The 25240-nt window shown below is 39.9% G+C and carries 23 protein-coding genes and 1 tRNA gene; 11 read left to right on the forward strand and 13 right to left on the reverse strand.

Going from position 1 to position 25240, the window contains the following annotated elements:
* Positions 1 to 200 precede the first annotated feature (200 nt).
* Genes ileS through AAFH98_RS05835 form a run of 3 tightly spaced genes read left to right on the forward strand, consistent with a single transcriptional unit; the run spans position 201 to position 4383 of the window.
* Positions 201 to 3371, forward strand: coding sequence for an isoleucine--tRNA ligase (ileS, locus tag AAFH98_RS05825; protein ID WP_342521753.1), 3171 nt, complete (start codon positions 201 to 203; stop codon positions 3369 to 3371).
* A gap of 14 nt (positions 3372 to 3385) precedes the next feature.
* A complete protein-coding gene (locus AAFH98_RS05830) occupies positions 3386 to 3793 on the forward strand; it encodes a TraR/DksA family transcriptional regulator (protein WP_342521754.1) in 408 nt (135 codons plus the stop codon).
* An 8-nt stretch (positions 3794 to 3801) separates the two neighbouring features.
* Positions 3802 to 4383: a signal peptidase II gene (locus AAFH98_RS05835; RefSeq protein WP_342521755.1), complete on the forward strand. Its 582-nt coding sequence runs from the start codon at positions 3802 to 3804 to the stop codon at positions 4381 to 4383.
* A 205-nt stretch (positions 4384 to 4588) separates the two neighbouring features.
* On the opposite strand, the gene AAFH98_RS05840 is transcribed toward AAFH98_RS05835, so the two are convergent.
* The 4 genes from AAFH98_RS05840 to AAFH98_RS05855 all read right to left on the reverse strand — a co-directional run bounded on the left by AAFH98_RS05840 (position 4589) and on the right by AAFH98_RS05855 (position 9827).
* The gene (locus AAFH98_RS05840; protein ID WP_342521756.1) at positions 4589 to 5854 is read right to left on the reverse strand and encodes a bifunctional 3,4-dihydroxy-2-butanone-4-phosphate synthase/GTP cyclohydrolase II; all 1266 of its coding nucleotides are present in this window, start codon (positions 5852 to 5854) and stop codon (positions 4589 to 4591) included.
* 21 nt (positions 5855 to 5875) lie between these two features.
* Positions 5876 to 6184 (reverse strand): preprotein translocase subunit YajC, encoded by a 309-nt coding sequence (gene yajC / locus AAFH98_RS05845; RefSeq protein ID WP_342521757.1) that lies wholly within the window; start codon positions 6182 to 6184, stop codon positions 5876 to 5878.
* Between the two features lie 178 nt (positions 6185 to 6362).
* Positions 6363 to 8486: a fatty acid oxidation complex subunit alpha FadJ gene (gene fadJ / locus AAFH98_RS05850; protein ID WP_342521758.1), complete on the reverse strand. Its 2124-nt coding sequence runs from the start codon at positions 8484 to 8486 to the stop codon at positions 6363 to 6365.
* Between the two features lie 30 nt (positions 8487 to 8516).
* The gene (locus tag AAFH98_RS05855; RefSeq protein ID WP_342521759.1) at positions 8517 to 9827 is read right to left on the reverse strand and encodes an acetyl-CoA C-acyltransferase; all 1311 of its coding nucleotides are present in this window, start codon (positions 9825 to 9827) and stop codon (positions 8517 to 8519) included.
* Between the two features lie 178 nt (positions 9828 to 10005).
* Between AAFH98_RS05855 and AAFH98_RS05860 the strand changes: the two genes are divergently transcribed.
* The 5 genes from AAFH98_RS05860 (at position 10006) to AAFH98_RS05880 (ending at position 12981) form a co-directional block, all read left to right on the forward strand.
* Positions 10006 to 10079: transfer RNA gene (locus AAFH98_RS05860), tRNA-Val, on the forward strand.
* A 901-nt stretch (positions 10080 to 10980) separates the two neighbouring features.
* Positions 10981 to 11127, forward strand: coding sequence for a hypothetical protein (locus tag AAFH98_RS05865; protein WP_342521760.1), 147 nt, complete (start codon positions 10981 to 10983; stop codon positions 11125 to 11127).
* A gap of 57 nt (positions 11128 to 11184) precedes the next feature.
* On the forward strand, positions 11185 to 11454 hold the full coding sequence (locus tag AAFH98_RS05870) for a hypothetical protein (protein ID WP_342521761.1): 270 nt from the start codon (positions 11185 to 11187) through the stop codon (positions 11452 to 11454).
* A gap of 65 nt (positions 11455 to 11519) precedes the next feature.
* On the forward strand, positions 11520 to 12443 hold the full coding sequence (locus AAFH98_RS05875) for a hypothetical protein (protein WP_342521762.1): 924 nt from the start codon (positions 11520 to 11522) through the stop codon (positions 12441 to 12443).
* 67 nt (positions 12444 to 12510) lie between these two features.
* Entirely contained in the window at positions 12511 to 12981 is a 471-nt protein-coding gene (locus AAFH98_RS05880; protein WP_342521763.1) for a hypothetical protein, read from the forward strand.
* 175 nt (positions 12982 to 13156) lie between these two features.
* Here AAFH98_RS05880 and AAFH98_RS05885 read toward each other — a convergent pair whose 3' ends face one another.
* Entirely contained in the window at positions 13157 to 13339 is a 183-nt protein-coding gene (locus AAFH98_RS05885) for a hypothetical protein (RefSeq protein ID WP_342521764.1), read from the reverse strand.
* 434 nt (positions 13340 to 13773) lie between these two features.
* Between AAFH98_RS05885 and AAFH98_RS05890 the strand changes: the two genes are divergently transcribed.
* Positions 13774 to 14691: an AraC family transcriptional regulator gene (locus AAFH98_RS05890; protein ID WP_342521765.1), complete on the forward strand. Its 918-nt coding sequence runs from the start codon at positions 13774 to 13776 to the stop codon at positions 14689 to 14691.
* Positions 14692 to 14784: 93 nt separating this feature from the next.
* Entirely contained in the window at positions 14785 to 15672 is an 888-nt protein-coding gene (locus tag AAFH98_RS05895) for an alpha/beta fold hydrolase (RefSeq protein ID WP_342521766.1), read from the forward strand.
* Between the two features lie 125 nt (positions 15673 to 15797).
* On the opposite strand, the gene AAFH98_RS05900 is transcribed toward AAFH98_RS05895, so the two are convergent.
* The 8 genes from AAFH98_RS05900 to AAFH98_RS05935 form a co-directional block, all read right to left on the reverse strand.
* Positions 15798 to 16466: a class I SAM-dependent methyltransferase gene (locus AAFH98_RS05900; protein ID WP_342521767.1), complete on the reverse strand. Its 669-nt coding sequence runs from the start codon at positions 16464 to 16466 to the stop codon at positions 15798 to 15800.
* Between the two features lie 301 nt (positions 16467 to 16767).
* Positions 16768 to 18024: a M24 family metallopeptidase gene (locus AAFH98_RS05905; protein WP_342521768.1), complete on the reverse strand. Its 1257-nt coding sequence runs from the start codon at positions 18022 to 18024 to the stop codon at positions 16768 to 16770.
* A 19-nt stretch (positions 18025 to 18043) separates the two neighbouring features.
* Positions 18044 to 18343, reverse strand: a complete 300-nt coding sequence (locus AAFH98_RS05910; protein ID WP_342521769.1) for a hypothetical protein — start codon at positions 18341 to 18343, stop codon at positions 18044 to 18046.
* Between the two features lie 230 nt (positions 18344 to 18573).
* On the reverse strand, positions 18574 to 19638 hold the full coding sequence (locus AAFH98_RS05915; protein ID WP_342521770.1) for a saccharopine dehydrogenase family protein: 1065 nt from the start codon (positions 19636 to 19638) through the stop codon (positions 18574 to 18576).
* A gap of 96 nt (positions 19639 to 19734) precedes the next feature.
* Entirely contained in the window at positions 19735 to 20892 is a 1158-nt protein-coding gene (locus tag AAFH98_RS05920) for an FAD-dependent oxidoreductase (protein WP_342521771.1), read from the reverse strand.
* Between the two features lie 61 nt (positions 20893 to 20953).
* Complete coding sequence (locus AAFH98_RS05925; RefSeq protein ID WP_342521772.1) at positions 20954 to 22279, reverse strand: hypothetical protein; 1326 nt, start codon at positions 22277 to 22279, stop codon at positions 20954 to 20956.
* Positions 22280 to 22408: 129 nt separating this feature from the next.
* Positions 22409 to 22951 carry a hypothetical protein gene (locus AAFH98_RS05930; RefSeq protein WP_342521773.1) on the reverse strand — a complete coding sequence of 181 codons (543 nt, stop codon included), beginning with the start codon at positions 22949 to 22951 and terminating at the stop codon, positions 22409 to 22411.
* Between the two features lie 96 nt (positions 22952 to 23047).
* The gene (locus AAFH98_RS05935) at positions 23048 to 23617 is read right to left on the reverse strand and encodes a Crp/Fnr family transcriptional regulator (protein WP_342521774.1); all 570 of its coding nucleotides are present in this window, start codon (positions 23615 to 23617) and stop codon (positions 23048 to 23050) included.
* Between the two features lie 217 nt (positions 23618 to 23834).
* Between AAFH98_RS05935 and hemL the strand changes: the two genes are divergently transcribed.
* Positions 23835 to 25130: a glutamate-1-semialdehyde 2,1-aminomutase gene (hemL, locus tag AAFH98_RS05940; RefSeq protein WP_407935489.1), complete on the forward strand. Its 1296-nt coding sequence runs from the start codon at positions 23835 to 23837 to the stop codon at positions 25128 to 25130.
* Positions 25131 to 25240: the final 110 nt, after the last annotated feature.

The following is a 25240-nucleotide window of genomic DNA, read 5'->3' on the forward strand; positions in this document are numbered from 1 at the left end:
TTGTTGTCGCTTTGCTTTTTATAGCTCGCTAACAATATAAATTTAGTCTCAAGATGTGAATTGGAGTGTTAAGACTTGTATCTTTGGGGGTTCATTTATTCTTGTAAGGAATTTATTAAAAAACTTAATCTACTTAAGGTTTATAAAAACCTTATATTAACAGCTTTACAAAAGCCAATAGAGAAGGTACAACGGCCTTTATGAGTAAACAATTTGACGAAGTCAAGAAGCTAAATTTTTCCAAACTCGAAGTTGAAACGCTGAAGTGGTGGAAAGAGAACGATATTTTTGAAAAGAGTCTCTCTACCCGTGAAGAAGGTATTCCCTTTACATTTTATGAGGGACCACCTACGGCAAATGGAAAGCCCGGTATTCACCACGTACTGGCACGGACGGTTAAGGATATGTTTTGCCGGTACAAAACGTTGAAGGGGTTTCGCGTTGAACGTAAAGCCGGCTGGGATACCCACGGATTGCCCGTTGAGATTGAGATCGAAAAGGAATTGGATCTTGAGGGACGCCAGCAGGTAGAAGAATATGGCGTTGCCGAATACAATGAGAAGTGTCGCAACAGTGTTTTAAAGTATAAAGATCTTTGGGATAAGCTGACTACGCGCATGGCGTACTGGGTTGATCTCGACGACCCGTACATCACTTTCGATAACGACTATATTGAGTCGGTTTGGTGGGCGTTTAAAACGCTGCACGAAAAGGGCTTGGTGTATAAGGGATATAAAATTCAGTGGTATTCACCGGGTAGTGGTACGGTATTGTCCTCTCACGAGGTAGCACAGGGATACGAAGAGGTCCAGGACCCATCGATTTTTGTGAAGTTTCCTGTTTCTAAGGCTGATAATGTGTATTTCTTGGCATGGACAACAACCCCTTGGACGATTGTATCAAATATGGGGCTGTCGGTAAATCCCGAATTGGATTATGTGAAAATTGAGCTTTCTGAGGGCGACCGTACTGAGTATTATATTATGGCCAAGGGATGCCTTGATGAAGTGATTGATCACGATTATGAGATCGTTGAAGAATTTAAAGGTGAGGAACTTGTTGGATGGACGTACGATCCGGTGTTCGATTATGCCTTAGAAGAGTTTGATAAGGATGAAGCTTGGCGCGTGGTGCCCGCTGATTATGTAACGACCGAAGAAGGTACGGGGGTGGTTCATATTGCTCCTGCTTTTGGTGCTGATGATTATGAGACGGGACAGGAAAATGACATCCCAATGTTTAATCCCATTGATAAGGATGGTCGTTTCACGGATCAGGTACCTGATTTTGAAGGGCAGTGGTTCAAGGATGCAGACAAGCCTATTTCTCGTGCTATCAAGGATAAGCACATGATGTATAAGCACGAGACATATTTGCACAACTATCCGCACGACTGGCGCAAAGGTACGCCGCTGATGTCATATCCTGTTGAGTCGTGGTTTATCCGAACAACGGATGTGAAGGACAAGATGGTGGATTTCAATAAACAAATTAACTGGAAGCCACCAAGTACCGGAAGTGGACGTTTTGGTACGTGGCTCGAAAACAATGTGGACTGGGCAGTTTCTCGTCAGCGCTATTGGGGTACCCCTATTCCGCTTTGGGTGAGTGATAAAAATCCCGAGCACGTTGAAGTTGTGGGAAGTGTGGAGGAGCTGAAGAAGAAGGCTGGCTTGTCTGATGACGAAGAACTTGATCTGCACCGCCCATATATTGATGAGATTACTTGGGAAGGGCCTGATGGCGGTACCATGCGGCGCATCCCCGATCTGATGGACGTTTGGTTTGATTCTGGATCGATGCCGTTTGCACAGTGGCACTACCCCTTTGAAAACAAGGATAAGTTTAAAGATAATTTTCCTGCTGATTTTATTGCTGAAGGGGTAGACCAGACGCGCGGATGGTTTTACACACTTCACGCACTGGGTACCATGTTGTTTGACCAGCCGGCCTATAAGAACGTTGTATCAAACGGACTTGTACTGGATGAGAATGGCAATAAGATGAGTAAGTCCAAAGGAAATACCGTTGAGCCGTTTGAGGTTATTCAGGAATACGGTGCGGATACGGTTCGCTGGTACATGATGAGTAACTCATCGCCATGGGAAAACCTCCGATTCAGTGAGGATGGATTGCAGGATACCCAGCGCAAGTTTTTTAATACCATTGTAAACACGTATTCCTTCTTTGCAATGTATGCAAATATTGACGGGTTTACCTACTCGGGATCACAAATCCCGGTTTCCGATCGTGTGGAAATGGATCGCTGGATTATCTCACGGATGAACACCACCGTCAAACTCGTTGATGAGTATCTGGATGATTATGAGCCAACGAAAGCGGCACGTGCAGTTGAGGATTTTGTGGATGAGCTTAGCAACTGGTATGTGCGTCGAAATCGGCGACGATTCTGGAAAGAAGATAAGAGTCTCGACAAGCAGGCGGCCTATCAAACACTGTATGAATGTTTGGTAGATTTAGCTAAATTAATCAGTCCGATTGCACCGTTCTTGGGAGAATGGCTATATCAACGGTTGAACGAAGTGACCGAAGCTGATGAAGAATCGGTACATATCTCGTTCTATCCCACGGTAGAAGAAACAGCTATCGATAAGCAGTTGGAGCATCGCATGGAGTTAGCACGACATATTTCTTCCATGGTGTTGAGCTTGCGCAACAAGCTGGAAATAAACGTGCGTCAGCCGCTGTCACGAATCATCTTGCCGATCGACAAAGAGGAAGATCGCCAGGCTATTGAGTCAGTTAAAGAAATTATTCTTGATGAAGTCAATATCAAGGAGGTTGAATTTGTAGATGATGATTCCGGCATTGTTCATAAATCTGCGAAACCTAATTATCCAAAGTTGGGTAGTAAGTTGGGTAGTAAGATGAAGCCGGTGGCTGCAAAAGTTGCAGAGCTTTCGACCGAAGAAATTACCGATTACGAAGAAACCGGTTCTATCGAGCTTGACTTAGGTGAGCAAGGTATCGTGCAGCTTGGCGAAGATAGTCTCGAAATTATTCGTACTGGATTGGAAGGCTGGTCGGTAGAGACAGAAAAAGGTTTAAGTGTAGCCCTTGATACGGAGTTGTCTCCCGCTCTCATTAAGGAAGGGTTGGCACGCGAATTTGTGAATCGTATCCAGAATATGCGTAAGGAAGCTGACTTTGATGTTGAAGATCGCATTATTATTGGATTTAATGGATCAGATAAACTGGAAGATGCAGTGGAGGCTATGAAGGACTATATTAAAAGCGAAACATTAGCTGAAGAAATTTCATCACAAGAACTGGACGTTTCAGATTTTATAAAGAACTGGGAAATAGGTGAGAGTGAATCTACTATTTCGATCAGAAGAAACCCTAATTAAGAAGGTGATAGCTTATGGCATCAACAAAAAAAGATAACCAAGATACAGAGCGCGTTTCTCCATACTCAGATGAGGAGTTAGAGTATTTCAAAGAAATTATTCTAAAAAAGCGTGAGGAGGCTGAGCGCGAACTTGAATCGCTGCAAAGCACGTTGCGCGATAGTATGGAAAATGCCAGTGACGAATCGGCTTATTCATTCCACATGGCCGATGCCGGCACTGACGCGCAAGAGCGTGAAAAGACGTATATGCTGTTTAACCGTACTAAAAAGTTTATCCGTTACTTGGATGATGCTTTAACACGGATCGAAAACAAAACCTACGGCGTTTGTAAAGTGACGGGTAAAAAGATTGCAAAGGGACGACTCGAGGCCGTTCCCCATACCCAGCTTAGTATTGAAGCTAAACTTAAGCGTAAATAACTTTTCCGTTGGATAAGCAAAAGATAGCAGCCCTTGCAGCACCGGCGTTTGTCGTCGTTTTGCTGGATCAAATTTCGAAGCATTGGATTCGATTGAATCCACAATGGCATTATATGGATATTATTCCGGGCTGGCTGACCTTCAACTATACCCAAAATCCGGGTATGGCCTTGGGTATGAGGTGGGCTTCTACGGAAATAATCAGCGTTATTGCTATCCTGGCAACCATCGCCATTTTAACTTACGTATTATATAATCGAGAGGAGGCTACGGTTGCATATCTTTTTTGTATGGGATTGATTCTGGGAGGGGCATTTGGAAATATTATTGACCGCTTGGTGATGGGCTATATTGAATCGTATGGCGGTCTGCTCGAGGGGCACGTTGTTGACTTTATTCATTTTAACCTGACCATAAGTGGTTACCCCGTTTTCCCTTATATCTTTAATGTGGCAGATGTTGCTATTAGTACGGCTATTATAGCTATGCTTATTTTTCACAAACGTATTGTGCCATCAAATTTATCTGGTGTACAAGACACCAATGAGAATACTTCTGACCTTCCTCCGGAAACTCGGGCTGAAGGGTAAAAGCTAAGGGTTATTATTCTAAGGCCTTCGTTAAACCGTGTTATCCTGAATTTACAGAGTCTGTTGTGCAGAATAGAGTTAAAGAACCTTCCACACTTTACTGCATTAGATATTGGATAATGCTTGTGCCGACGACATATTGGAATTTAGTATAGGATGGCGAAGGCTTTTATATAGTTAGCAGAGGTGAATGTATGCCGATTGTTTATTCATCAGTAACAATACTATCAATAAAATCGGGGCTGTGGGGATCAAGTTCATCTAATTTTAGATCATGCCCCATCTTATCGCGCTTGGTCTTTAAATATTTGGCATTTTCGGGATAGGCACCGACCTCAAGCGGAACGCGTTCTACCATTTCAAGGCCAAAACTCTTGAGTCCCACCCGTTTTACCGGATTATTCGTCATAAGACGCATTTTGCAGATATCCAGTTGCCGTAGAATTTGTGCACCAACACCATAGTCACGTGCATCAGGTTCAAAGCCAAGGGCTTCGTTGGCTTCAACAGTATCCAGACCTTTCTCCTGTAGTTTATATGCTTTGAGTTTATTTAGAAGACCAATACCCCGGCCTTCCTGGTTCATATAAAGTACCACACCGCGACCTTCTTCCTCGACCTGCAATAGGGCTTGATGCAGTTGTTCACCACAATCGCAGCGTTTGGATCCAAAAATATCACCAGTCATACATGATGAATGCACTCGAACGAGTACAGGTTCATTTTCTTGCCATTCGCCTTTTACCAACGCAAGATGATGGTCGCCGGTAAGTCGTTCTTCAAAAGCATGAAGCTGAAAATCTCCATAAATAGTGGGCAGATTTACATCCACAATCTTTCGAACCAACGTCTCATTCTTCATACGATATGAGATCAGATCTTTAATGCTGATCAGCTTCATATCAAATTCTTCAGCGATATCAACGAGGTCGGGTAGGCGCGCCATGGCACCGTTGTCTTTCATGATTTCACAGATGATGCCTGCAGGTTGCAGGTCGGCAAGGCGTGCTAAATCTATGGCTGCCTCGGTATGACCGGCACGGCGTAACACGCCCCCTTCCACACCAATAAGCGGAAAGATATGCCCCGGACGCCGAAAGTCTCCCGGTTTGGCATCTCGTTTAATCATCTCTTTTATAGTATTTGCACGATCGGCGGCAGAAATGCCGGTTGTCGTAAGCTCTTTATGGTCTACCGATACTGTAAAAGCGGCCTCGTCGGGGTCTGCACCTTCGGTGACCATATAATCGAGATTAAGAGAGTAGGCTTTTTCGCGGGTAATAGGAACGCAGATAAGCCCGCGGCCGTATTTAGCCATTAGGTTTACTGCTTCAGGCGTAACTTTTTCAGCTGCCATAACAAAGTCGCCTTCATTTTCGCGATCTTCGTCGTCAGCAACAATAACCATACGCCCTTCTTTAATGTCTTCGATAGCGTCTTCGATACTATCGAACGTAATATCTGCGCCCATAATGCAAATGTGGAATCTTAGTTAATCTTGATCTGGGTTAACATCTGAGATAGAGCTCTTTTTAAAACGAGCTTTAACCCCTTTGTCGATTTCAGCCAGTACAGTATCCTCATCAACAGTAGTTACCTTGGCTATCATTCCACCGGAGGTGACGATTTTATCTCCTTTTTCGATGTTATCAACCATTTCCTGAAGCTCTTTTTGTCGCTTCGTCTGTGGACGGATGATAAAGAAATAGAAAATGGCAAAAATAGCTCCTAAAAAGATAAGACTGGACCAGCCTCCCCCGCCATCGGGAGAACCCATCAAAAATAGTGCAAGATTTAACATGAAATAATGTGTTTAAATTATAAACTGCTTGTTTTGAAAAGTGTATAAAGATAGCATTTTTGGCGGCTTGCTCCAATTCTGGTAAGTTGCTTGGGAAGCCAATAAAATGTTTACCACTAAGACACTCAGAGCCCTTAATATTACTACTTTTTGATCATCGTGTTTTAGTAGTGAAAGGTTATTCCGAATGAAATTTCTTGCCGGCTTTTGCATAGTTTTTTAGGATTTCAGCAGGAGTAAATCGCGGTCCATGCTTTTCTTCAAACTCCTCGAGTCGTTGTACAATAGTATCGGCACCTTCGCGATCTATATAACGAAACGGCCCGCCCAGGAAAGGAGGAAACCCGAGCCCTAAGACAGCTCCCAGATCCCCATCCGTTGGATTTCGCAAAATATCCTCTTGCAGGCACCACGCCGCCTCATTTACCATGGCCAGCGTCATGCGTTGCTGTACTGTTTCGGCATCCATAGATTTACGGCCAGAGCCGCCGAAGAATTGATATATTTCTTTGTTAGGTTTGGTCTTTTTGAGCTTGCCCTTTTTCTTCTCGTAGCGGTAAAATCCCTTCTTATTTTTTCGTCCCTTATAGCCTTCTTCAAAGAGTTCCGTCGGTTTTCTACTGGGATTTACACCGCGTTCGCCAAACAGATCGCTTAGCACTTCGGTAATATGGGCCGCAACATCAATGCCCACTTCGTCGAAAAGAGCAGCGGGTCCCACCGGAAAACCAAACTGTTTCATGTGTTTGTCCAGTTCTTTAATAGATATTCCTTCCTCTAAAAGCATCAGGGCTTCATTCATAAAAGGAGCAAGAATGCGCGTAGTGTAAAATCCGGGTCCATCATTAACTACGATGACATGTTTTCCTTGTTGAATACCCACTTCTCGAGCCGTGGCTGTAACCCAGTCAGCGGTTTGATCGGTAGTAATAATTTCCAGCAGTGGCATTTTAGGTACCGGCGAAAAGTAGTGCATGCCCACCACTTGTTCCGGTTTGTTTGCTGCTTCCGCGATCTTGGTGATAGGTAGCGATGAGGTGTTGGAGGCAAAGATATAATCATCGGGGGTAGTTTGTTCTACTTCTTGTATGATAGACCTTTTGAGATCTAAGTCCTCAAACACAGCTTCAATTACCAGTCCAACGTTTTCAAAACCGTCGTAAGTAGCCGTGGGAGTAACATGGCTGGCAATACGATCGCGTTCAAATTCTGATATAATTCGCTTCTTCCGTTTTTTGTCGAGACTCTCCCAAATTGATTTCTTACCCTTTGCCGCCGGTTCAATTTCCTGATCTTTGAGCAATACCCGATAATCATTATTGGCACTCACATCCGCAATGCCTGAGCCCATGAGCCCCGCCCCAAGCACACCGATTTTAGTTATGTCTTTCGCTTTTTCTTCATCAGGATTTTTCTTGGCACCCTGCATGGCAAAAAAGAGGTTTACCAACGCATTAGACTCTGGGGTCGCGGCCAGCTCACCAAAGCTTTTGGATTCCAGTCGCAAGCCCGCCTGATATCCGTTTTCATATCCCTCCTGCACGCAGTCAATAATTTTATCAGGAGCAGGGTAGTTACCTTTAGTATTGGATTGCGCGCGCTTACGAGCTTGCGAATAAATGATTTTTCGCAACGGACTCATTCCCTCCATAAGCTGATGGGCAAGGCTGCGTTTATCTTCACGCTCAAAATTGCCGCTATTTATTTTTTGGACTGCTTTCTTTGCAGCTGTAAGAATTGCATCACGATGGGTAAGCTCATCCACCAATCCCAGTTTATAGGCCTTTCGGGGATATATATTTTTGCCAGTTAGCATGTAGGTGAGAGCATTTTGTACACCAATAAGCCGCGGCAAGCGTTGAGTGCCTCCTCCTCCGGGCAGTAGGCCAAGCTTTACTTCAGGCTGTCCCAAAACTGTTTTTGAATGTTCAGAAGCTACCCGATAATGGCAGGCCATTGCTACCTCCAATCCCCCGCCCATGCATGATCCATGAATAGCAGCTACCACCGGCTTGGGAAAGTTCTCCAGTTTAAGTAATAAGGTGTTACCGCGCTGACTCAAATCCTCAATTTCATCCGGAGCTTCTTTGTTCTTGAGCATCTCTACATCAGCACCGGCAATAAAATTATTTTCCTTTCCACTGATTAAAACTATGCCATCGATCTCATCGGGATCGGTTTGGTCCAGCAGTTGTTGAAATTCAGTAATCAGTTCTTCGGTTAGTTTGTTAACCTTTTCGTCGGATTGATCCAGCGTGACAACCAGAATGTTCTCTTGCTCTTCAATAGATAGATAACTCATAATGGAATAGGTAAATTGTTAAATCGTTTATTAGCCGTCAAAACGTTCGAGGATAATGGCATGTCCCTGACCGCCCGCTGCACATGCAGCTACAAGCGCCAGTTCGCCATCTTCATGGTGCAATCGGTTAGCGGCCGTAGTGACTATCCGGGCTCCGGTAGCTCCAAAAGGATGGCCCAGTGAAAGAGATCCGCCCCAGCAGTTAAATTTTTCCATTGGGATGCTGCCCACTTTTTTATCGCGATCCAAATTTTGTTTAGCAAACGTATCAGAGTTAAGAGCTTTGAGTACTGTGAGAATTTGTCCGGCAAAAGCTTCATGAAATTCGAATACATCAATATCTGAAAGCTGTAGTCCCATCATATCCAAAACCTTGGGGGTAGCATAAGCTGGGCCAAGCAGCAGTTCGTCTTCGGGATCTTGCGCTACATAGGTGTATGCTTTTAATACGGCTTTTGGGGTAAGTCCACGGTTTAAAGCTTCCTGTTTTTCCATGATGATAGAAGCCGAAGCCCCATCTGTAAAAGATGATGAATTCCCCGCTGTAATCGTACCGTGTGGTTTGATAAAAGCAGGGCTTAGTTTTTCGAGTTTCTCCATTGAGGTATCTTCACGGAAGGTGTTGTCGTAAGTAATGGCTTCAAAGTCAGGGGGGACAGCAGCAGGTAGTAGCTCGTCATCCAGTAGCCCCTTGTTGGTAGCCTTTGCCGCCAGTTGGTGTGAGCGCAAGGCGTATTCATCTTGGGCCTCTCTGCTGATGCCAAAACGAGCAGCCATCTTATCACAACTTTCGCCCATTGTTTCACCAGTAGAAAATTCAGCAATTGCCGGAATTTCGGGCAACAGATCAGACGGTCGTAATCCTTTGAAAAATTTCAGAAAGTCACTTAGTGACTTATACTTTCGGGCATCAAGCAGCTTTTGTCGAAACTTTTTACGGAAGCGAATAGGGATATCGCTCATCGTTTCGGTACCTCCGGCCAGGATAATTTTAGCTTGTCCTGATCGGATGAGTTCTATCGCGCTGGTGATTGCTTGATTGGAAGAAATACAGGCTTGCGTTACCGTATGAGCAGGAACAGAATTTGGAATGCCTGCTCCCAACGCTGATTCGCGCGCCACATTACTGGTGTTCACATCTTGAATAACTGTCCCCATAATGACGCGATCCAGATCGTCACTGTTAATTGGGGCACGACTGATAAGTCCTTCGATAGCCATTCTGCCCAAATCGTAGGACATCAACTTTTTATAGCCCGTGCCAGATCGCTGAAAGGGGATGCGCCCGCCATCTATAATTACTGCTTCGTAGGGAGGTTGGTTTTGTGAGTACTCTGCCATAATTGAAGGTTTGAAATGAGAACCAACGAGTTATTGATGATTAAGATGATTGAATCCGAATTGTAAGTCAAGTATTAACTTAACACTGTTAACTTAATGATAGTTTATGGAAGCCTAATGTTCAATAAAATGTTTTGCGAGATAGAAGATAATCCGTATATTTGTGCTCTCTCAAAATGGGCGCTTAACTCAGCGGTTTAGAGTGCTTCCCTTACAAGGAAGAAGTCGCAGGTTCGAATCCTGCAGCGCCCACTCCAATCCCTGTAAGTCATTGGCTTGCAGGGATTTATCATTTTTGGTACAAATATTGGTACAAATAAATTTACTATTTGATATTATTTTGTATCACCATTTCAATGTTTTTAAAGCTTCTCCAACTCTGCCTAATTAGAGTATGATTAGGTCTTAAAATTATTTTAGCTGTATTTTGTGATATCTGTACACTGATCCAGCTGACATTCACCATTCTAATTGTTGGGTATGCATTTTCCTTAATTTATTAATGGGGTAAAAAGCATTTAGGCAACTAATTTATAGATCTGACATCGTGCAAAGGTTTTAAAAAATAATTTCAGATATAAACTTAGCTAATTTCGAATTGCTAGACTTTCAATTAATTCTGAAAATATAATATCCCGTTTTAGTTACTCGCTCCCTTTATTTTAGAATCAGAGTTATCCACAAAGCTGTACAAAACAGGCAAACAGCTTTGTTAATATTGTGTCAAATGTTGTGCCCTATAGTGGATAACTTCCGAATTTTGTGGAAAAGTTTTCCACTTTTTGACTTGCTCCAAAGTGCCAGTCCCTTATATTTAATTGATGAAGTAATACACCAACCCACAAAGTGGTATGAGTAGCGTACTCAATAGCTCTAAATTTTTACAAAATTTCTGGTCTCTTTTGCTTCGGTAAGATTAGCAAAGTTTTTATGTTGGAATTGTTGAAATAAAGAAAGCCGCCCAGCGGTAACTGAGCGGCTCAAAACAAATTGTCTTTTTTATCCCTTTTAAGGTCGAGGAACTTAGGTGCCCTCGACTTTGACAATCAGCACCTCACAAGGCGTTTAACCTTAGAGATGGTTTTTTATCTATAGGCTAATCTAAGTACATCGGCGCTTTGTGTCAACTTTTGAATAAAATATTTGACCAGTTATGTCAAATGATGATATGAAGCGCCGGAAAGACGGAAAAACACTCATCTTCCGCGCGTGGATTACTCATCCTGATACGGGTGAGCGAATCTATCCTAAAAATGGGAGAGCATTTCCTATTTGGATAGATAATGATGAGTTAAACTAAAATCGTTAATGACCCTGCCGCTGGATGCGGTGGGGTTCTTTTAAAACTTAGATTACTATGAGAATACTTACTTATGATCTCAACAAAGAGAAATCAAATGATGACTATGATGGTTTCTATGAAGTAATAAATTCATATGGCTATGCTAAGCTATCAGAATCATCTTACGCTTTAAATACAAATCATTCACCAACGCATATATATCAAAAACTTGAACCTTTCATAGATGACAATGATTACGTTCTGGTTCTAACCCTATCATCTCCTTGGGCCGGCCGTCATACAAATGAGGTTCTTGATTGGTTAAATGAACGTATACCTAATTAGTTTAATCCTTAAATATTAATTTCCGTCTGTTGATAGGCGGGAATTTCTTAAAAGTTTTGATCATTATGGACAAACAAGATGATTTCTTACTCCCAAATTCTCATATAAAAAAAATGGTCCAAATCGCCGAAGAGCAGATCTCGGGTTTAGGCCTAAATATGAATCAAATCTTACAAAAGGAGCTGGAACAATTTAGGAAATTAACTGAACTGGATATTCATGTACCAGCCAAAGAGATGGCATCAGCTGCACAAATAATTAATGATGTTAATGAGATTACTAATTTCACTGTTAGCCATGATTTAGTTAGTAATCTCATCAAGCATCAGCGTGAACTATCAAATCAGATTGGCGCTATATTTCAAAATAATTCAGCATTGATGCGGATAACTCATAATACTGCTATCCAACAATCCGCTGCTGCAATATCAGAGATTCAAAACCTTCCCTTTAGAGAGATCTTAGAACATGATATTGATAATTTATCACAAAATAAGCCTGATATTGATGATCAGTTTCTTTCCAAGCTATTGGCCTATTTAAAGGATAAAGCCAGTAATCTTCCTAAAGGAGAAATTTCTAAAGTAGGAGTATTAAATCTGGCGTTTCAAATAATTAATTGTTACCTCCTTATTGTTGGCTTACATCAAGCTGAGCAATCTTCTAAACAAGCTCAACAAGGAAAAGAAAGGATAGTTGAAGCTAATGAGGAAACTCGAAAAAGTATTGATGAGTTTGCCGATAAATTAACTCCACTAATTGAAGATCTATCTGAACAAGATGAAAAATCTGAAATAGTTGAGGTTAAAAGAGAATGCCCAATTAGAGCCAAACCAACTGCAGCATCAGATACATTGCTTCGTGCCTTTAAAGGAAAAAGTTTTGAAATTGTTGAAAGTTTTAAGAGGTGGTACCAAGTAAAGTATTTTAATCCGGCAGACTCCACTATAAGAACGGGATTTATTTATAAGGGACATGTTCAATACTAGCTCACGTGTTTTGCCAGTATAAACTCCTTATATTTCGTGCCAACATAAATTAGTCATAAAACTTACTATGAGTACTAACGGCCATATATTTACTCTTCAAAAGCCTAAAAGCCCAAAGTTAGATCAAATCGAGAAAGGTTTTAATGATTTAATGGTGTTAGCAAAAGAGCTTGGTGAAATTAGAAATGAGTTAAATAGGTATAGTTCATTAACTATAGATAGTGAGACTAATAAAAGGTTTCGAGATAAGCTTAGAGAGTTTGAAGCAAAAATGGCTAAATGGAGAAGTGTGGCAAATGACCTATATGGGAAGCCGGATAATATTAAATTTGAAAAAGCAACTGCAGGAGAGATATCTACTTCGGTTATTCATTTTATGAATGCCATATTTATGATGATGAATGAGGTTAATTATGTGTACACTACTGAAAAAGAGGAGTATTGGAAAGTTATCAGTCGCGTTAAGGATCGAAAAGCTATAACTTTGGGTGCACTTTCAATGGCTGTGGCTATATTATCAATTGCATTGCAATTGTAACTGTTTATTAAATGGAGGCTTAGTATGTCATATAGTAACCCAAAAGATGTATTTATGATTGAGAAAGATAGGACTGATAAGTTTTTCTCTTTTGTCTTTACTTCATTCAGGACTGCTTATTACTTTAATTGATGAGCTATTAAGTTTTACTTAATACTTAAGGAGATATATGATGCTATTTACTAAATATCTTTTGAAATTTCTTCTCTAACATAGTTACCTCACCCTCAGTCATCGCTTTAAATTCTTTAGTATGAACACGTTTGGATAACGTGCCATCATTTTGACGTAAGAAGCCAATTAGGTTTTCCATATCCTTATCCGGCATATCGAAATGCTCAGAAACAAAGGTTCTCATCTTGTCATATCGCTCCAAGTATAGAACTTCTTCCGGGAGAGTAGTTATATCTGGCTTCTTTATAATTAGAAAATAATTAGCTGGCCAAATTAATTATAGATGGTCAAATGAGAGACGATAGTAATAAATACACTTTTATGTAGAGTGACATTAAGTATTCTCCTCGGTTCTTAAATTGAGCAATTGAGATCAAATTAAAGAAAGTTAAACTAATTATTATAGTTTCCTTGGAGCGTTTAAGTGGACTATTAGATTGATTTATATGTCATGCCTTGGCCCTGAAAAGCTATATTGGTCGAGTTAAATTTCTATTTTAAAGTTTTGCAAAACGACTATCACTTTTTATAGATGATAAATGAGTTTCTTTAACGTAGAATAATCTAAAGTCTGTTCTACAATAATGATAAAGCAGGTATATTAATTTTGACAGTATTATGGGAAAAGGACAGAATAAAAAAACTGAAATTGATTACATATCCCGTATCAATGCTGTGTTCGATTATATTGAAAAGAATTTAGACCGGGATCTTTCACTTGATGAACTGGCGGAGGTTTCATGTTTTTCGAAATATCATTTCTCCCGAATATTCACTGGAACTGTTGGTGAAACTCCATTTGAATTTATCCGAAGAGTACGGTTGGAAAAAGCTGTTTCAATGCTACGGTTTCACCGCCATAAAACAGTTACCGAAATAGCCATGGATTGTGGTTATAGTGATTTGGCCGTCTTTTCCAGAACTTTCACTGAGTTTTTTGGCAACTCTCCCACAAAAGTTCGGGAAAACGGTTTTAAAAAGAGCAATATAGATCAAGAAATAGATGCTCATAACATGCAATTTGAGAGAGAGTTAAACAAGAATAAGAATCTGGAACAGTTACAAAGGGCAGAGGTACTGCATTTGTCAGAACAAACCGTGGCTTATATTCGATACTCTGGTCTCTATAAAAAAAAGAGATACCTGTATGAGGAGTATTTTAATGAACTACTATCTTGGGGGAACCAACAAGAACTGGTAACTCCCCAAGATGCTTCACTCATGGCAATATACCATGATGCCCCTTGTGTTACGGGAGAAAGTAAGCTGAGAATTAGTTTTGGTCTGCCAGTTCCTGCTGATATCACGACAAGTGGTGAGATTGGGAAAATGAACCTTCCGAAAGGTCTGTTTTTAAAGGCACGATTTCTTATAGCACCTAAAAACATTTCCGTTGCTTGGAAATGGGTTTACGAATACTGGTTCCCAAGAAGTGGTTATAGACAAGCAGATGGGCTTCCGTTCGAAGTATATTCCAACTTTTCTGAAAACGAAGAAACATCTGTAGAGATTCATGTGCCTCTGACCTCTTTGTGAAGTTCTTAAAGTATGGGAAATATTATTATGCGAACTAATCAGCTATCTATAAAATCGAGACGGTTAAGTGAAATATTTCAAGGGATTTTAGAAATGCCCAGATTACAGATCCTTAAAATGTCAGGTATTAGCTTGATGCTTACATTTGCTACAAGTTTTTTCTCAAAGGTGTTACATGCTCAGCCCAACAAGGGCCATGTTTCTGTAAATGAGGTTAACTACTATTACGAAATTCATGGTGAGGGAAAGCCCTTATTATTGTTGCATGGTGGTGTAGGTTCCTTTGAAATGTTCAGGCCAATTTTGTCGCAGCTATCAAAGGAACGACAAGTAATTGGGGTAGACTTGCACGGTCACGGTCGTACTGCGCTTGGAGATCGAGATATAAATATGAAGGATATGGGTGATGATATGGCTACCCTGTTGAGTGAACTGGGTTATAAGAAACCCGTTGATGTTATGGGATATTCTTTGGGAGGCGGAGTGGCACTTCGTACAGCAATTCAACACCCCAAGAGTGTTAACCGGTTGGTGGTCGTTTCTTCAGGTTTTACAAATGATGCTTTTTTTCCAGAAATACAAAAGCAGCAAAAGATGATGGGGGCGGGGATGGTTGATGCTATGAGGGGCACCCAAATGTATGAATCCTATCAGGAAATTGCGCCAAAACCAGATGATTTCCCGAAACTACTGGATCAAATGGGGGCTTTAATGCGCAAGAGCTATGACTGGTCGGATGAGATAAAATCACTCAAGTTACCTGTAATGTTGGTATATGGGGATAGTGATATGTTTCGGCTGGAATATATGATCAATTTTTATAAGCTATTAGGTGGGGGACAACGTGATGCTGGCTGGAAGGGGCAGTATATGTCAAAAAATCGTTTAGCTATTCTCCCTGGCCGAACGCATTACAATATTTTTAAAGCTCCTGAATTAGTACGTACTGTGTTGCCATTTCTCAATGGTGCTTGGGAGTAAGGATATCAGCCTATGTTTAGCCTTTGAGTTAAGTTGAGCAGATAGGTCCATTGTGAATAGAATATAACAGGCGGACCTGTCTGTTCTTTATTACAAAATGAGCCGACACAAAGTAGCTCTTCCTATCAAAAAATGATATGAAAAGCTGAAAAGCGAATAGCTTGGAAGTAAGCATTTATAATTGGATATCCTGCTTCTTGAAGTAAGGAATCAAGCTCACCTCTATCCAAGGGAAAGAAGTCATTAGATAATCTATTAAGAATTTTTTTATTCTTTTCTTCAGGAAGACCTAATAAATGGCTTGCCTGGGCTTGAGCTAATCGATCATTCTCAGATATAGGTTTCATCAAATCGGCAATAAAAAGGTCTCCGTTAGATACCAAATGAGAGCGGATGGAGGATAACAGCTCCTTCTTTTCTGATAAATTAGAGATAAAGTGCATAACAAAAAAGCATAGAGCAGCATCAAATTTATGGCCATTTTCAAAGCTTGATATTGTCCCGTGATGAAAATTCACACGTTGTTCAATTCCTTCTTCACGAAATTTTGATTGAGCAATGTCAAGCATATCCTTTGCTGGGTCAAGGGCTGTGAAGGCCCATTGATCGTTTACTTTTGAGAGATTAAGAATTTCATTACCTGTGCCAGCTCCGATAACCAAAATATTAGCCTCTTCGGGAAGCAATAATTTTAATTTGGCGGCTGTAAGGTTATATAATAATTCATATCCAGGAATAAGTTTGGTAATTCGCTGATCATAGGTTTGTGATCCTTTTCCCTTAAAACGACTCATAGAATTTTTTTGGCTTTATGATTTTAAAGGTTTATACCCAATTAGCATACAGATTTCTTTTTATTTTCTTAAGGAGAAAACGGGGAGTATTTAGACCAAGAACGGTACAATTATTCTAAGTATAGGTATTGGCAAGTAGAAGAAAATGAGTGTTAGTTATATTTCCTGAAATAGTGAAAAACTCAAAACATATATTTTGTAGCCGTTCAAAAATAGGTACTTGTAGATTGAGGGCACTTCTTTTTGCTAAAAAAAGAAGTGCCCTCAATTGTTAGAATTTGGTAAAAGTTGATCTAAAGACTTATGCCCGCATTAAACGTGTTGAGTTATCATTTAACTCGATGCCCCGATCTTCGCCAACGATTACAGTTCCACCTAAGTTTATAACCCTTTTACCTATTGCACAGTTGGGTTCGAAGGCAAATACCATTCCTGACTTTAGTTCTGTATCCATACCAACGGATGGGATTTGCAGGACTTGGCCATAGTTTTTTGCTTCAGGTAGGTCAGCTAATTTGTCACCGACTCCTATTAGTCCATAAGGACTTATGGAGTGTATCAGCGGATGAACATGCCAAGCATCAACTTCTTGCATAGGTTTATTCATGGCTTCTACTACGTTGCCAAAAGTTGTACCATCTTTTAGCTTCTCTACTCCATTTTCATATGACTTCCGAGCTACTTTGGCAGCTTTTTCAAAATCCGGGTGGACCTCACCGACAGCTATAGCCGGTTGGTGCTGTGTTTCCAACATCCCAAATGAGGAGAAAACTTCTGCCAACACTACATCTCCTTCTTGTATTAGCCGTGGTTCTTCCGGTCTGTAATTCCACGCAGGGGGGCCCCAGCCAACAAATTCGGGACCAGAGCCCAGTAAAATTTCTGCAGTATATCCAAGGTTTTTTGAACAAGCAGATACAGCTGCAGCGTAAATTTCATTTTCTCGTACTCCTGGCTTAGTAGTCTCAAGCATAGCTTGGCACATTTTTTCGCCTACATTCGCTGACCATTTTAATACAGCAATTTCTTCGTCACTTTTAACAGTAGTAAGCTCAAAAAAACGATCACCAACTTTTTTAAAGGTTGATTCGGGCAACTGTTCTGTTATTGTTTGCCATGTATTATATGGCATTGCCCCATCAAAATAGAACGGTGGATATGAATCCAGTCCAATAACTCCAAAAGAAGCGTTATCAAGTCCACGCTTTTCAAGTACTTGGACTACATTAGCTCCCATTTTGCCCACATACATATTTTGTGGTTTGATCCAACCTTGTGAATTGGTATAGCCTGCTTGAATGTGATCTTCCACTGCGGTTGTCAAGAAAACAATTGCAATGGGTTCTTCATTTTTTGGAAAAATTACGATAGAACCTGGCCGTTCATTTGTAAAGTAGGTGTCTGGTGCAAAAGTAGCTGGAGCAGAGCCTTCCCGATCACCATATATGATAAGTGCATCGAGTCCTTGTTCTTCCATTAGTTTATTAGCTATGTCCCATCTTCGGTCTCGCTCTGATTCTGAAAAGGATGGAACTTCTAAACTTTCTCGTAATGACATAATATTGTCCTGCTATTCTTTAGTTGGTTCTGGTTCCTTTAATATCTGCAGAGCCAAGTGGGAGCTTTGCGGTACCTTCAAATGTATCGTCCTCTATTATTCCAGATACTTTAGCTTTAAAACGTCCCATCGGTGTCTTAATCTTTGTAGTGAAAGCAATTTCATTTCCCTGCACTGTGCCATTCGAAAAACTAAAACTACCTTTAGGATTTGTAAGCGTTCCACTTAAGGCTCCATTCTCCGCTTTAAGAATTAATGATCCTTCTTGTACACCCATTGGAGTATCTACTGTTACTGAATATTTTCCTGATATTTGCATAATTCTGCTTTCTGATTCGACATTTTCATTATTGAGCTATTATTAAAATAAATGGTTCAACCAATTAATTCAACCAAATGGTTGAAAAGTGATATTTAATTACTATATGTGGTGTAAATAATTGGCATTCAATCAATTATGGCTATTATAATTGGATTGAAATTGAAATCCTGAAAAGAACATGAATTGAATTTTGAAGAGTTGGTTCCCAAAAAATTGATAGGCTGGGTTCAAAATATTACCTCAAGAGGTTCCTCTCTTTCTACTAATTTCATTATAAACTCTTTTGGTTTAAATAGTTGGTCCAAATGATAAATCCCTATTGGCTGTGAGTTATTTATCAATCTTTTGGCTACTTCAATAGCGACTAAGCCAGTTGTATAGGCTTCTCCATGACCACTTAAAGAGCATTGATAAGTAGAACCATCATGCCCCCTACCTATCACCTTAGCCATAAAGATATCACTACCAAGTGGGATAGCATTAATTAATTTTATTACGAAATCTTGAATATACTTTTGTTTAAATACTACTGATAATCCAGTCAACTCTGATAAGGCAATCAAATTTGTTATAAGTGATGATTCAAAACAAACCCGGGTGAATACTCGAACTCCCTCTATATTATTAGCAATGACATGCTGATCTGATAAGTTAAAAAGATATGTTTTTCTCTTGCCCAGTTCTGAATTGAAGTAAACTTCCTTTGGATCACTAAAACTTTCTACGGTATAGTCCTGCTTAATTCCTTTTATCAAATATTTCGTATTCAAATTGTCCAGCATCCAATGATAGGCTGCTGTACCATGCTTTTCACCACTTCCCAATAAAAGATGAATATCCAGCTCTATGGTTTCCGCCAATTGGTTTTTACAATGTTTGGCCAGAAGGTTAGTAATACCAGGGGCCAGTCCTACACTTAGTACCCCGGTGGCATTGTTCTCAACAGCTATATCATCAAGTTTTTCAACTTCGGATAAAAATTCATAGCCAGCTGTTATATCGATGTACATTATCCCTTCTGAAAAACAATATTGTACAAAGCTCGTGTCATTTTGATCTATACACATGATAACTAATGTCACATCGTTCAACAGTTCGCTATACCTTTTGGTATTATTTATATCACAGCGTAAGGGAGTTGCACGATGATTTAATTTTTGGCATAAATGTTCTGCTTTATCAAAACTTCTGCCGGCTACAATTACTCTGTTGGGATAGGTTTTAGATAAGTGTTGGGAGATTACACTTCCAACACTACCATATCCACCAACAATTAGAATATTGTTTTCCATAGGCTGTAGTTTTTAGTTCTCTGTCCCTAATTGGAATTAACTATACCAATTTTGTGAGTGTTTAGTATTTGTCAAATGGCTGTAAGAGTTAATTAATCATTCCCAGCTTCTGCCTTCCATAATTTTGCTCAAGTCAGAAAGGATTTGTTGCAGACTATAAAGCGGTAGCAACTTATTACGAATGATTGAGAGTATTGAAGATTTCATAAACATGATTTTTGCAAGTTTGCGAGAATCTGCTTGTGCAGTTTCAACCCGTTGTTTTTGTCGATTCGTATAGAGCTCTAATGCATAGGGGATATTATCCCTATGTGCCCGACTAAGTTCATCGGCAAGGGCAGCAGCGGAATCCATTGCCATAGAAGCCCCAACGCCAGCAGTGGGCAAAAAACCTGTAGCTGCATCTCCCAATAATATTACATTTCCTTTATACCAAGTCTCGGTTTTACAATCATGAAAGTTCCAAAAGAAAGGATTTTTATCCTTACAACAAGACTTGAGAGCTTTATTTGGAAGTTCATACCCTGGTAATAAATCCTGTTGTATTTCCATAGCAAAGTTTATAAATCCTTTTTTCTTAATTGTAGAGATAGGACCACCAAGAAAAACCCCAGTTTTATTTTTCACAGGATATATTCCAAGAAAAGAGCTTGTTCCCCAATATTCTTTGTAAGTGGTTGTAGGTTCATTATGAAGCCAGCTTACCCATCCACCCCAACCGGTATGGTTGTAACTGTATTCATATTTACTTAGAAGAAGGTCCCTGGTTTTTGAGTGAAGACCGTCGGCTATAATAACAAGGTCAAACCGTTCAGAATCTCCCTGGCTAAAGTTAACTTTTACCCTTCCATTATCTTGTTCCAGTTTAGTAACAGTAGTGCCAAAACGAACAGTTTCAGGTGCTACATTAGCAAATAAAATATTAAGAAGATTTTGACGGGTAATGCTACGATAAGAGCCATATTTCTCGTTAATAAAATCAAGCGGATATGATTTTATTATTGCTCCATTGGGGTGATGAGCCTCGTATGTTTCCATTTCTATGCTCAGGTCGTAATACGTTTCCCGAGCATCCAGTGCATTTAGTACTCGTCCGCCAAGTGGGTAGAGGCCGAGCATATACCCGGTGGAATTAAATGTTTCTTCTGTTTCTTTCTCGATGATTTCGGGATGAATTCCCTGCTGATTGAGAAGGCCGGCGCAGGTAAGACCTGCCACCCCGGCCCCAATAATCAATATGTCTATATCCTGCATTGGTGGTATAAGAATATGATTGGATTATTACCATTTGAGGTGATCTGGAGGAGAATAAATTTTACTCAAAAACAAGGTATTGAAGAATTCGCTCTTGAGGACGAAATTCATGGGAATGCTCATGTTCGATTGTATGATATGAACTATAGATGACCTTGCCAGAGCCTAATGAAAAACTCATACTCAACGGTTTCACGCCGGATCCATTATTCCATTCGACTGGTCCTTTGACCCAAGACTGAGTATCAGCTCCATTATGGGCTTTGTTTATTACAGCCCAATTTGCGGCAAATCCTTGGATAGTCACGGACTGATTTTTATTTATGCAACTTCCTGACTCACATCCAACCACTGAAAGCCAATCTGCAAGGTTACTGTCAAGAAGTTCTGCTTTTACTGTTATGTCAGGAAGACCCGTTTCAGCAGCATATATCTGTTCTGCTTCTTCGGGAGAAACTCCGGGATCTCCCATAAAATCTATGTAAGATGGAAATACCTGCTCAGTGTAGTTATAGGCTAAATCAGTAGTGTAAAGCATACCTCCATTTTGTACAAAATCTTTGATTGTGGATATTTTCTTTTCAGCTAATAGTCCCTTTTTATGATTTACATAGTAATTGGAATGGTGTACTTTTTTTTCTTTAGAAGGGAATAAGTATTCTTCCGAAGCACCACAGTTTATAAAAACTATGTCATAGTTATTTATATCCGGGTTACTATTTCCATCATTATCCTCAAAGAGTTTACCCATATCAGGATAGTCTTCTGGAAGTGTATTATCCCCATCATAAAGATCAAATGTTTCAGTTCCCAGTTTTAGAGTTCCATATTCTGTGGCATTTTGATTGGTTACAATCTCACCAAAACCTACTTTAGTCAGTACATCCTGCATACGATCGTAGGAACCAGTTACAACAGCAATATTTATACCGTCAGTCGAAACTGTTACTGTTCCAACATCGCTAACTCCGTTGCTATTTATGGTCACAGACTTAGTGAAGTAGAATTTGCCCTTAAACACTTTTAATTCTATTTCATCTTGACCTGCGTCCACTTCTGCTTCAAATTCAAAGTTTCCATTTGCATCAGTACAGGTATATGCAGTATATGATGTTGTTGTTGGTTCTGTACAGTTTTTTTGATCACTGGACTCTGTAATCAATTGGGACTTTCTCTTATTTTGGGTGCCAGAATTATTGGCAGGAGCTTTCCCAATATAGACTGTAGCACCTTGAATAGGAGTTGTATTATCTGGTGCTTGAACTTGCCCCTTAATACTTGCTGTTCCAGTATCAGTTTTTCCAGGATCGGTTGAGTTGTCGCTGCATGATATCAAGAATAGTGTAATTAATAATATAATCGGGGTAATGTTAATGCTTCTTTTCATCTCTGGTATAGTTAATTATTTATTGGTTATATGAGAACGTTTTTTGGATTGATCAAAATAAGAGTAAAATGAATAAGGCCACTACGGTTATTACTAATAAGAGTTATCAATATAGCTTATAGTGATAGGTCATGGTTTCCATCGTACAGCGTAGGCCAGTATGAGTTTAACTGCAAAGAGGAATAACAGAAAAGAGATGATTGGATCCGAGATCTGACTAATAATATTTATAGCAAGAGCCAGCAGTAATAGGAGTGGGGCCACTGTTTTCTGCAACTTGTAAGTACTTATAGCATTGACCAAGTAAGTACAAGCAATAATTAGTGCAGTATTTATAACAATGGGTCCTGTTTGTCCACGAAAGAGCATAACCAAAATAGCGGGATGTACCAGATGCAGGGGAGCAATAAAAAAGAGTCTGAGTGTAGGATGATTTTTATGGTATCGATTGGTCCCTTCTGTGAAGTTCGCCACCACACCTCCACCAATGTCCAGGGCCAAGAGAACGAGCATTATTTGTTTCCACAGGACAAAGTCTTTTGGCATAAAAAAACAAATGATAGATCCGGCTATGCAGGCAGCTAAATAGGTTGCAATCAGATCAAGAATACTGGTTTGTTTTCCATGAAACTCATGAAGGACCTTTGGGATTGAAAGTTGTGTATTTGACATAGGGTTCTGAACTGTTATAATTCAAAGCAAACGTAATGAGCTCTTTAATTAGCTGCATTAACATTTGTTAAATAGTATGGTCAGTTCTTACACTCCCTACTGTTTTCCGGCACGAATACGACTGAGTGAGACTTGAGAAATACCAAGAAAGGAAGCAATGTGTTTAAGTGGGAGCCGATTTTCTATATCAGGGATAGCCCTAATCAATTCGTAGTATCGTTCTGAAGCACTTTTATATAGGAGGGCTTGATAAATATATTCAAGCTTCAGGTACTCTTTTTCCAGTAGTTGAGCCCACCAATTGGCCCAATTTATATCAGACTGGCATAGGTGACGCAATTTTTTTCTACTAAGCTTATAAATTATGCTCTTCTCGAGACATGTCAATTCTTGATGTGAGGGAGATTCATTGATAAAACTGTTAGGAACAGTAAAGAAATTATGTTCAACTTCGAACCAAAGTGTACGGTCATCCACAAAATTACTACATCTGACTAATCCTTTTTTTAGGTAAAAAAGATTTCTGCAGGTGGCTCGATTATGTACAAGTTTTTGACCGGATCTACACTCCAACAAATCAAACTCTTGTTTTACTTCGTTAAAATCATTTCTTGGAGGGCGATGTTGAATGAAGCTATTTATATCAGTTTCTGATGGGTTAGACATATTTATATATCCTCGATATTTATTACTGTCTTTAAAAAAATAACTATATCTCTAAGCAGTTTAGAATATTATTGTTGATAATAACACGTATTCAATTTTTAAGTTACCGCTTTTAAAATTTGAGTTTAAAGGATTAGTGAGGAATTCATCAATCCTTTAAATAGTGAGGATACCTTCTTAATGATTTTATAATATTTGCCTTTAGAGAGCTTAGAAAATTATGATTGATACTAACCAACTTTTATTTGAGCGAGCACAGAAATCAATTCCTGGTGGTGTAAATTCACCAGTCCGGGCGTTTCATGCCGTTAAAAGTTCCCCGCCCTTTATTGAAAAAGGGGAGGGATCCATACTTACTGATACAAATGGAAAAGAGTACATTGATTATGTCGGTTCCTGGGGACCGATGATTTTGGGTCATGCTTATGAACCCATTATAAATGCGGTGCGGGAAAAAGCGATAGATTCTACTTCGTTTGGAGCACCTACTGAAATCGAAGTAGAAATGGCTGAACTGGTTAAGAGAATGGTGCCTAGTCTTGATAAAGTTCGTATGGTAAATTCGGGGACAGAAGCTTGTATGAGTGCTATTCGGTTGGCTCGCGGGTATACTGGAAAAGATAAAATCATCAAATTTAAAGGAAACTATCATGGGCATAGTGATTCATTTCTTATAGAAGCAGGCAGTGGGCCCCTAACACTTGGCGAACCTAATAGCCCCGGTATTACGAAAGGTACTGCCAAAGATACGCTTATAGCCCATTTTAATGATTTACAAAGTGTAGAAGGGTTGCTCAAAAAATATAACGGTGAGATCGCATCTATTATCGTAGAACCGGTTGCTGGTAATATGGGCTGTGTGCCACCGAAAGAGGATTTTTTGGAAGGACTGCGGGCCTTATGTGATGAGTTCGGTGTTTTGCTTATTTTTGATGAAGTGATGACTGGGTTTCGCATAGCCCCTGGAGGCGCACAAGAGCGGTTTGGAATTGAAGCTGATTTGGTAACCTATAGTAAAATTATTGGAGGGGGGCTTCCTGTAGGAGCATTCGGAGGACGAGAGGAGATTATGGATGAAATATCACCAGTTGGGTCGGTGTATCAGGCTGGAACTCTTTCCGGAAATCCGTTAGCAATGGCTGCTGGTTATGCCCTCCTTAAAGAACTTCATGAAAACCCATCCCACTATAAACAACTTGAAGAAAAGGGGGCTTATTTATCTAAAGGTCTCAAATCAGTTCTCAAGGACACGGGTATACCTGGGACAATAAATCGTGTGGGTTCAATGCTGAGTATATTCTTTACCAATAAGAAAGTAACTGATTTTTCTTCTGCTCAGACTACGAATAAAGATATTTTCAAAACATTTTTTAATGAAATGCTAAAGAATGGTGTTTACCTTCCTCCATCCCCCTTTGAATCTTGGTTCTTATCAAATTCCTTGTCATATGAGGATCTTGACTACACAATTGAAGCGGCACGGCATTCTCTTGAAGTTTTACGAATAAATTAGAGGTGATTTTTTATTAAAGGCTTCATGTCGTCACTTTTTAAATCACCTAGATATTGATTTAGACATACTCTAAAGTGAAAAGAAGCAGGGCCTAACATGGACTATTTTAA

This window comes from Fodinibius sp. Rm-B-1B1-1, assembly GCF_038594945.1.
GTDB classification, from domain to species: Bacteria; Bacteroidota; Rhodothermia; order Balneolales; family Balneolaceae; genus Fodinibius; species Fodinibius alkaliphilus.

What these genes read in the sequence shown, in the direction of transcription:
- ileS (WP_342521753.1), top strand. Translation starts at nt 201, where the DNA reads ATGAGTAAACAATTTGACGAAGTCAAGAAGCTAAATTTTTCCAAACTC.
- AAFH98_RS05830 (WP_342521754.1), top strand. Translation starts at nt 3,386, where the DNA reads ATGGCATCAACAAAAAAAGATAACCAAGATACAGAGCGCGTTTCTCCA.
- AAFH98_RS05840 (WP_342521756.1), bottom strand. Translation starts at nt 5,854, where the DNA reads ATGGGCGCAGATATTACGTTCGATAGTATCGAAGACGCTATCGAAGAC.
- yajC (WP_342521757.1), bottom strand. Translation starts at nt 6,184, where the DNA reads ATGTTAAATCTTGCACTATTTTTGATGGGTTCTCCCGATGGCGGGGGA.
- fadJ (WP_342521758.1), bottom strand. Translation starts at nt 8,486, where the DNA reads ATGAGTTATCTATCTATTGAAGAGCAAGAGAACATTCTGGTTGTCACG.
- AAFH98_RS05855 (WP_342521759.1), bottom strand. Translation starts at nt 9,827, where the DNA reads ATGGCAGAGTACTCACAAAACCAACCTCCCTACGAAGCAGTAATTATA.
- AAFH98_RS05865 (WP_342521760.1), top strand. Translation starts at nt 10,981, where the DNA reads ATGTCAAATGATGATATGAAGCGCCGGAAAGACGGAAAAACACTCATC.
- AAFH98_RS05870 (WP_342521761.1), top strand. Translation starts at nt 11,185, where the DNA reads ATGAGAATACTTACTTATGATCTCAACAAAGAGAAATCAAATGATGAC.
- AAFH98_RS05875 (WP_342521762.1), top strand. Translation starts at nt 11,520, where the DNA reads ATGGACAAACAAGATGATTTCTTACTCCCAAATTCTCATATAAAAAAA.
- AAFH98_RS05880 (WP_342521763.1), top strand. Translation starts at nt 12,511, where the DNA reads ATGAGTACTAACGGCCATATATTTACTCTTCAAAAGCCTAAAAGCCCA.
- AAFH98_RS05885 (WP_342521764.1), bottom strand. Translation starts at nt 13,339, where the DNA reads ATGAGAACCTTTGTTTCTGAGCATTTCGATATGCCGGATAAGGATATG.
- AAFH98_RS05890 (WP_342521765.1), top strand. Translation starts at nt 13,774, where the DNA reads ATGGGAAAAGGACAGAATAAAAAAACTGAAATTGATTACATATCCCGT.
- AAFH98_RS05895 (WP_342521766.1), top strand. Translation starts at nt 14,785, where the DNA reads ATGCCCAGATTACAGATCCTTAAAATGTCAGGTATTAGCTTGATGCTT.
- AAFH98_RS05900 (WP_342521767.1), bottom strand. Translation starts at nt 16,466, where the DNA reads ATGAGTCGTTTTAAGGGAAAAGGATCACAAACCTATGATCAGCGAATT.
- AAFH98_RS05905 (WP_342521768.1), bottom strand. Translation starts at nt 18,024, where the DNA reads ATGTCATTACGAGAAAGTTTAGAAGTTCCATCCTTTTCAGAATCAGAG.
- AAFH98_RS05910 (WP_342521769.1), bottom strand. Translation starts at nt 18,343, where the DNA reads ATGCAAATATCAGGAAAATATTCAGTAACAGTAGATACTCCAATGGGT.
- AAFH98_RS05915 (WP_342521770.1), bottom strand. Translation starts at nt 19,638, where the DNA reads ATGGAAAACAATATTCTAATTGTTGGTGGATATGGTAGTGTTGGAAGT.
- AAFH98_RS05920 (WP_342521771.1), bottom strand. Translation starts at nt 20,892, where the DNA reads ATGCAGGATATAGACATATTGATTATTGGGGCCGGGGTGGCAGGTCTT.
- AAFH98_RS05925 (WP_342521772.1), bottom strand. Translation starts at nt 22,279, where the DNA reads ATGAAAAGAAGCATTAACATTACCCCGATTATATTATTAATTACACTA.
- AAFH98_RS05930 (WP_342521773.1), bottom strand. Translation starts at nt 22,951, where the DNA reads ATGTCAAATACACAACTTTCAATCCCAAAGGTCCTTCATGAGTTTCAT.
- AAFH98_RS05935 (WP_342521774.1), bottom strand. Translation starts at nt 23,617, where the DNA reads ATGTCTAACCCATCAGAAACTGATATAAATAGCTTCATTCAACATCGC.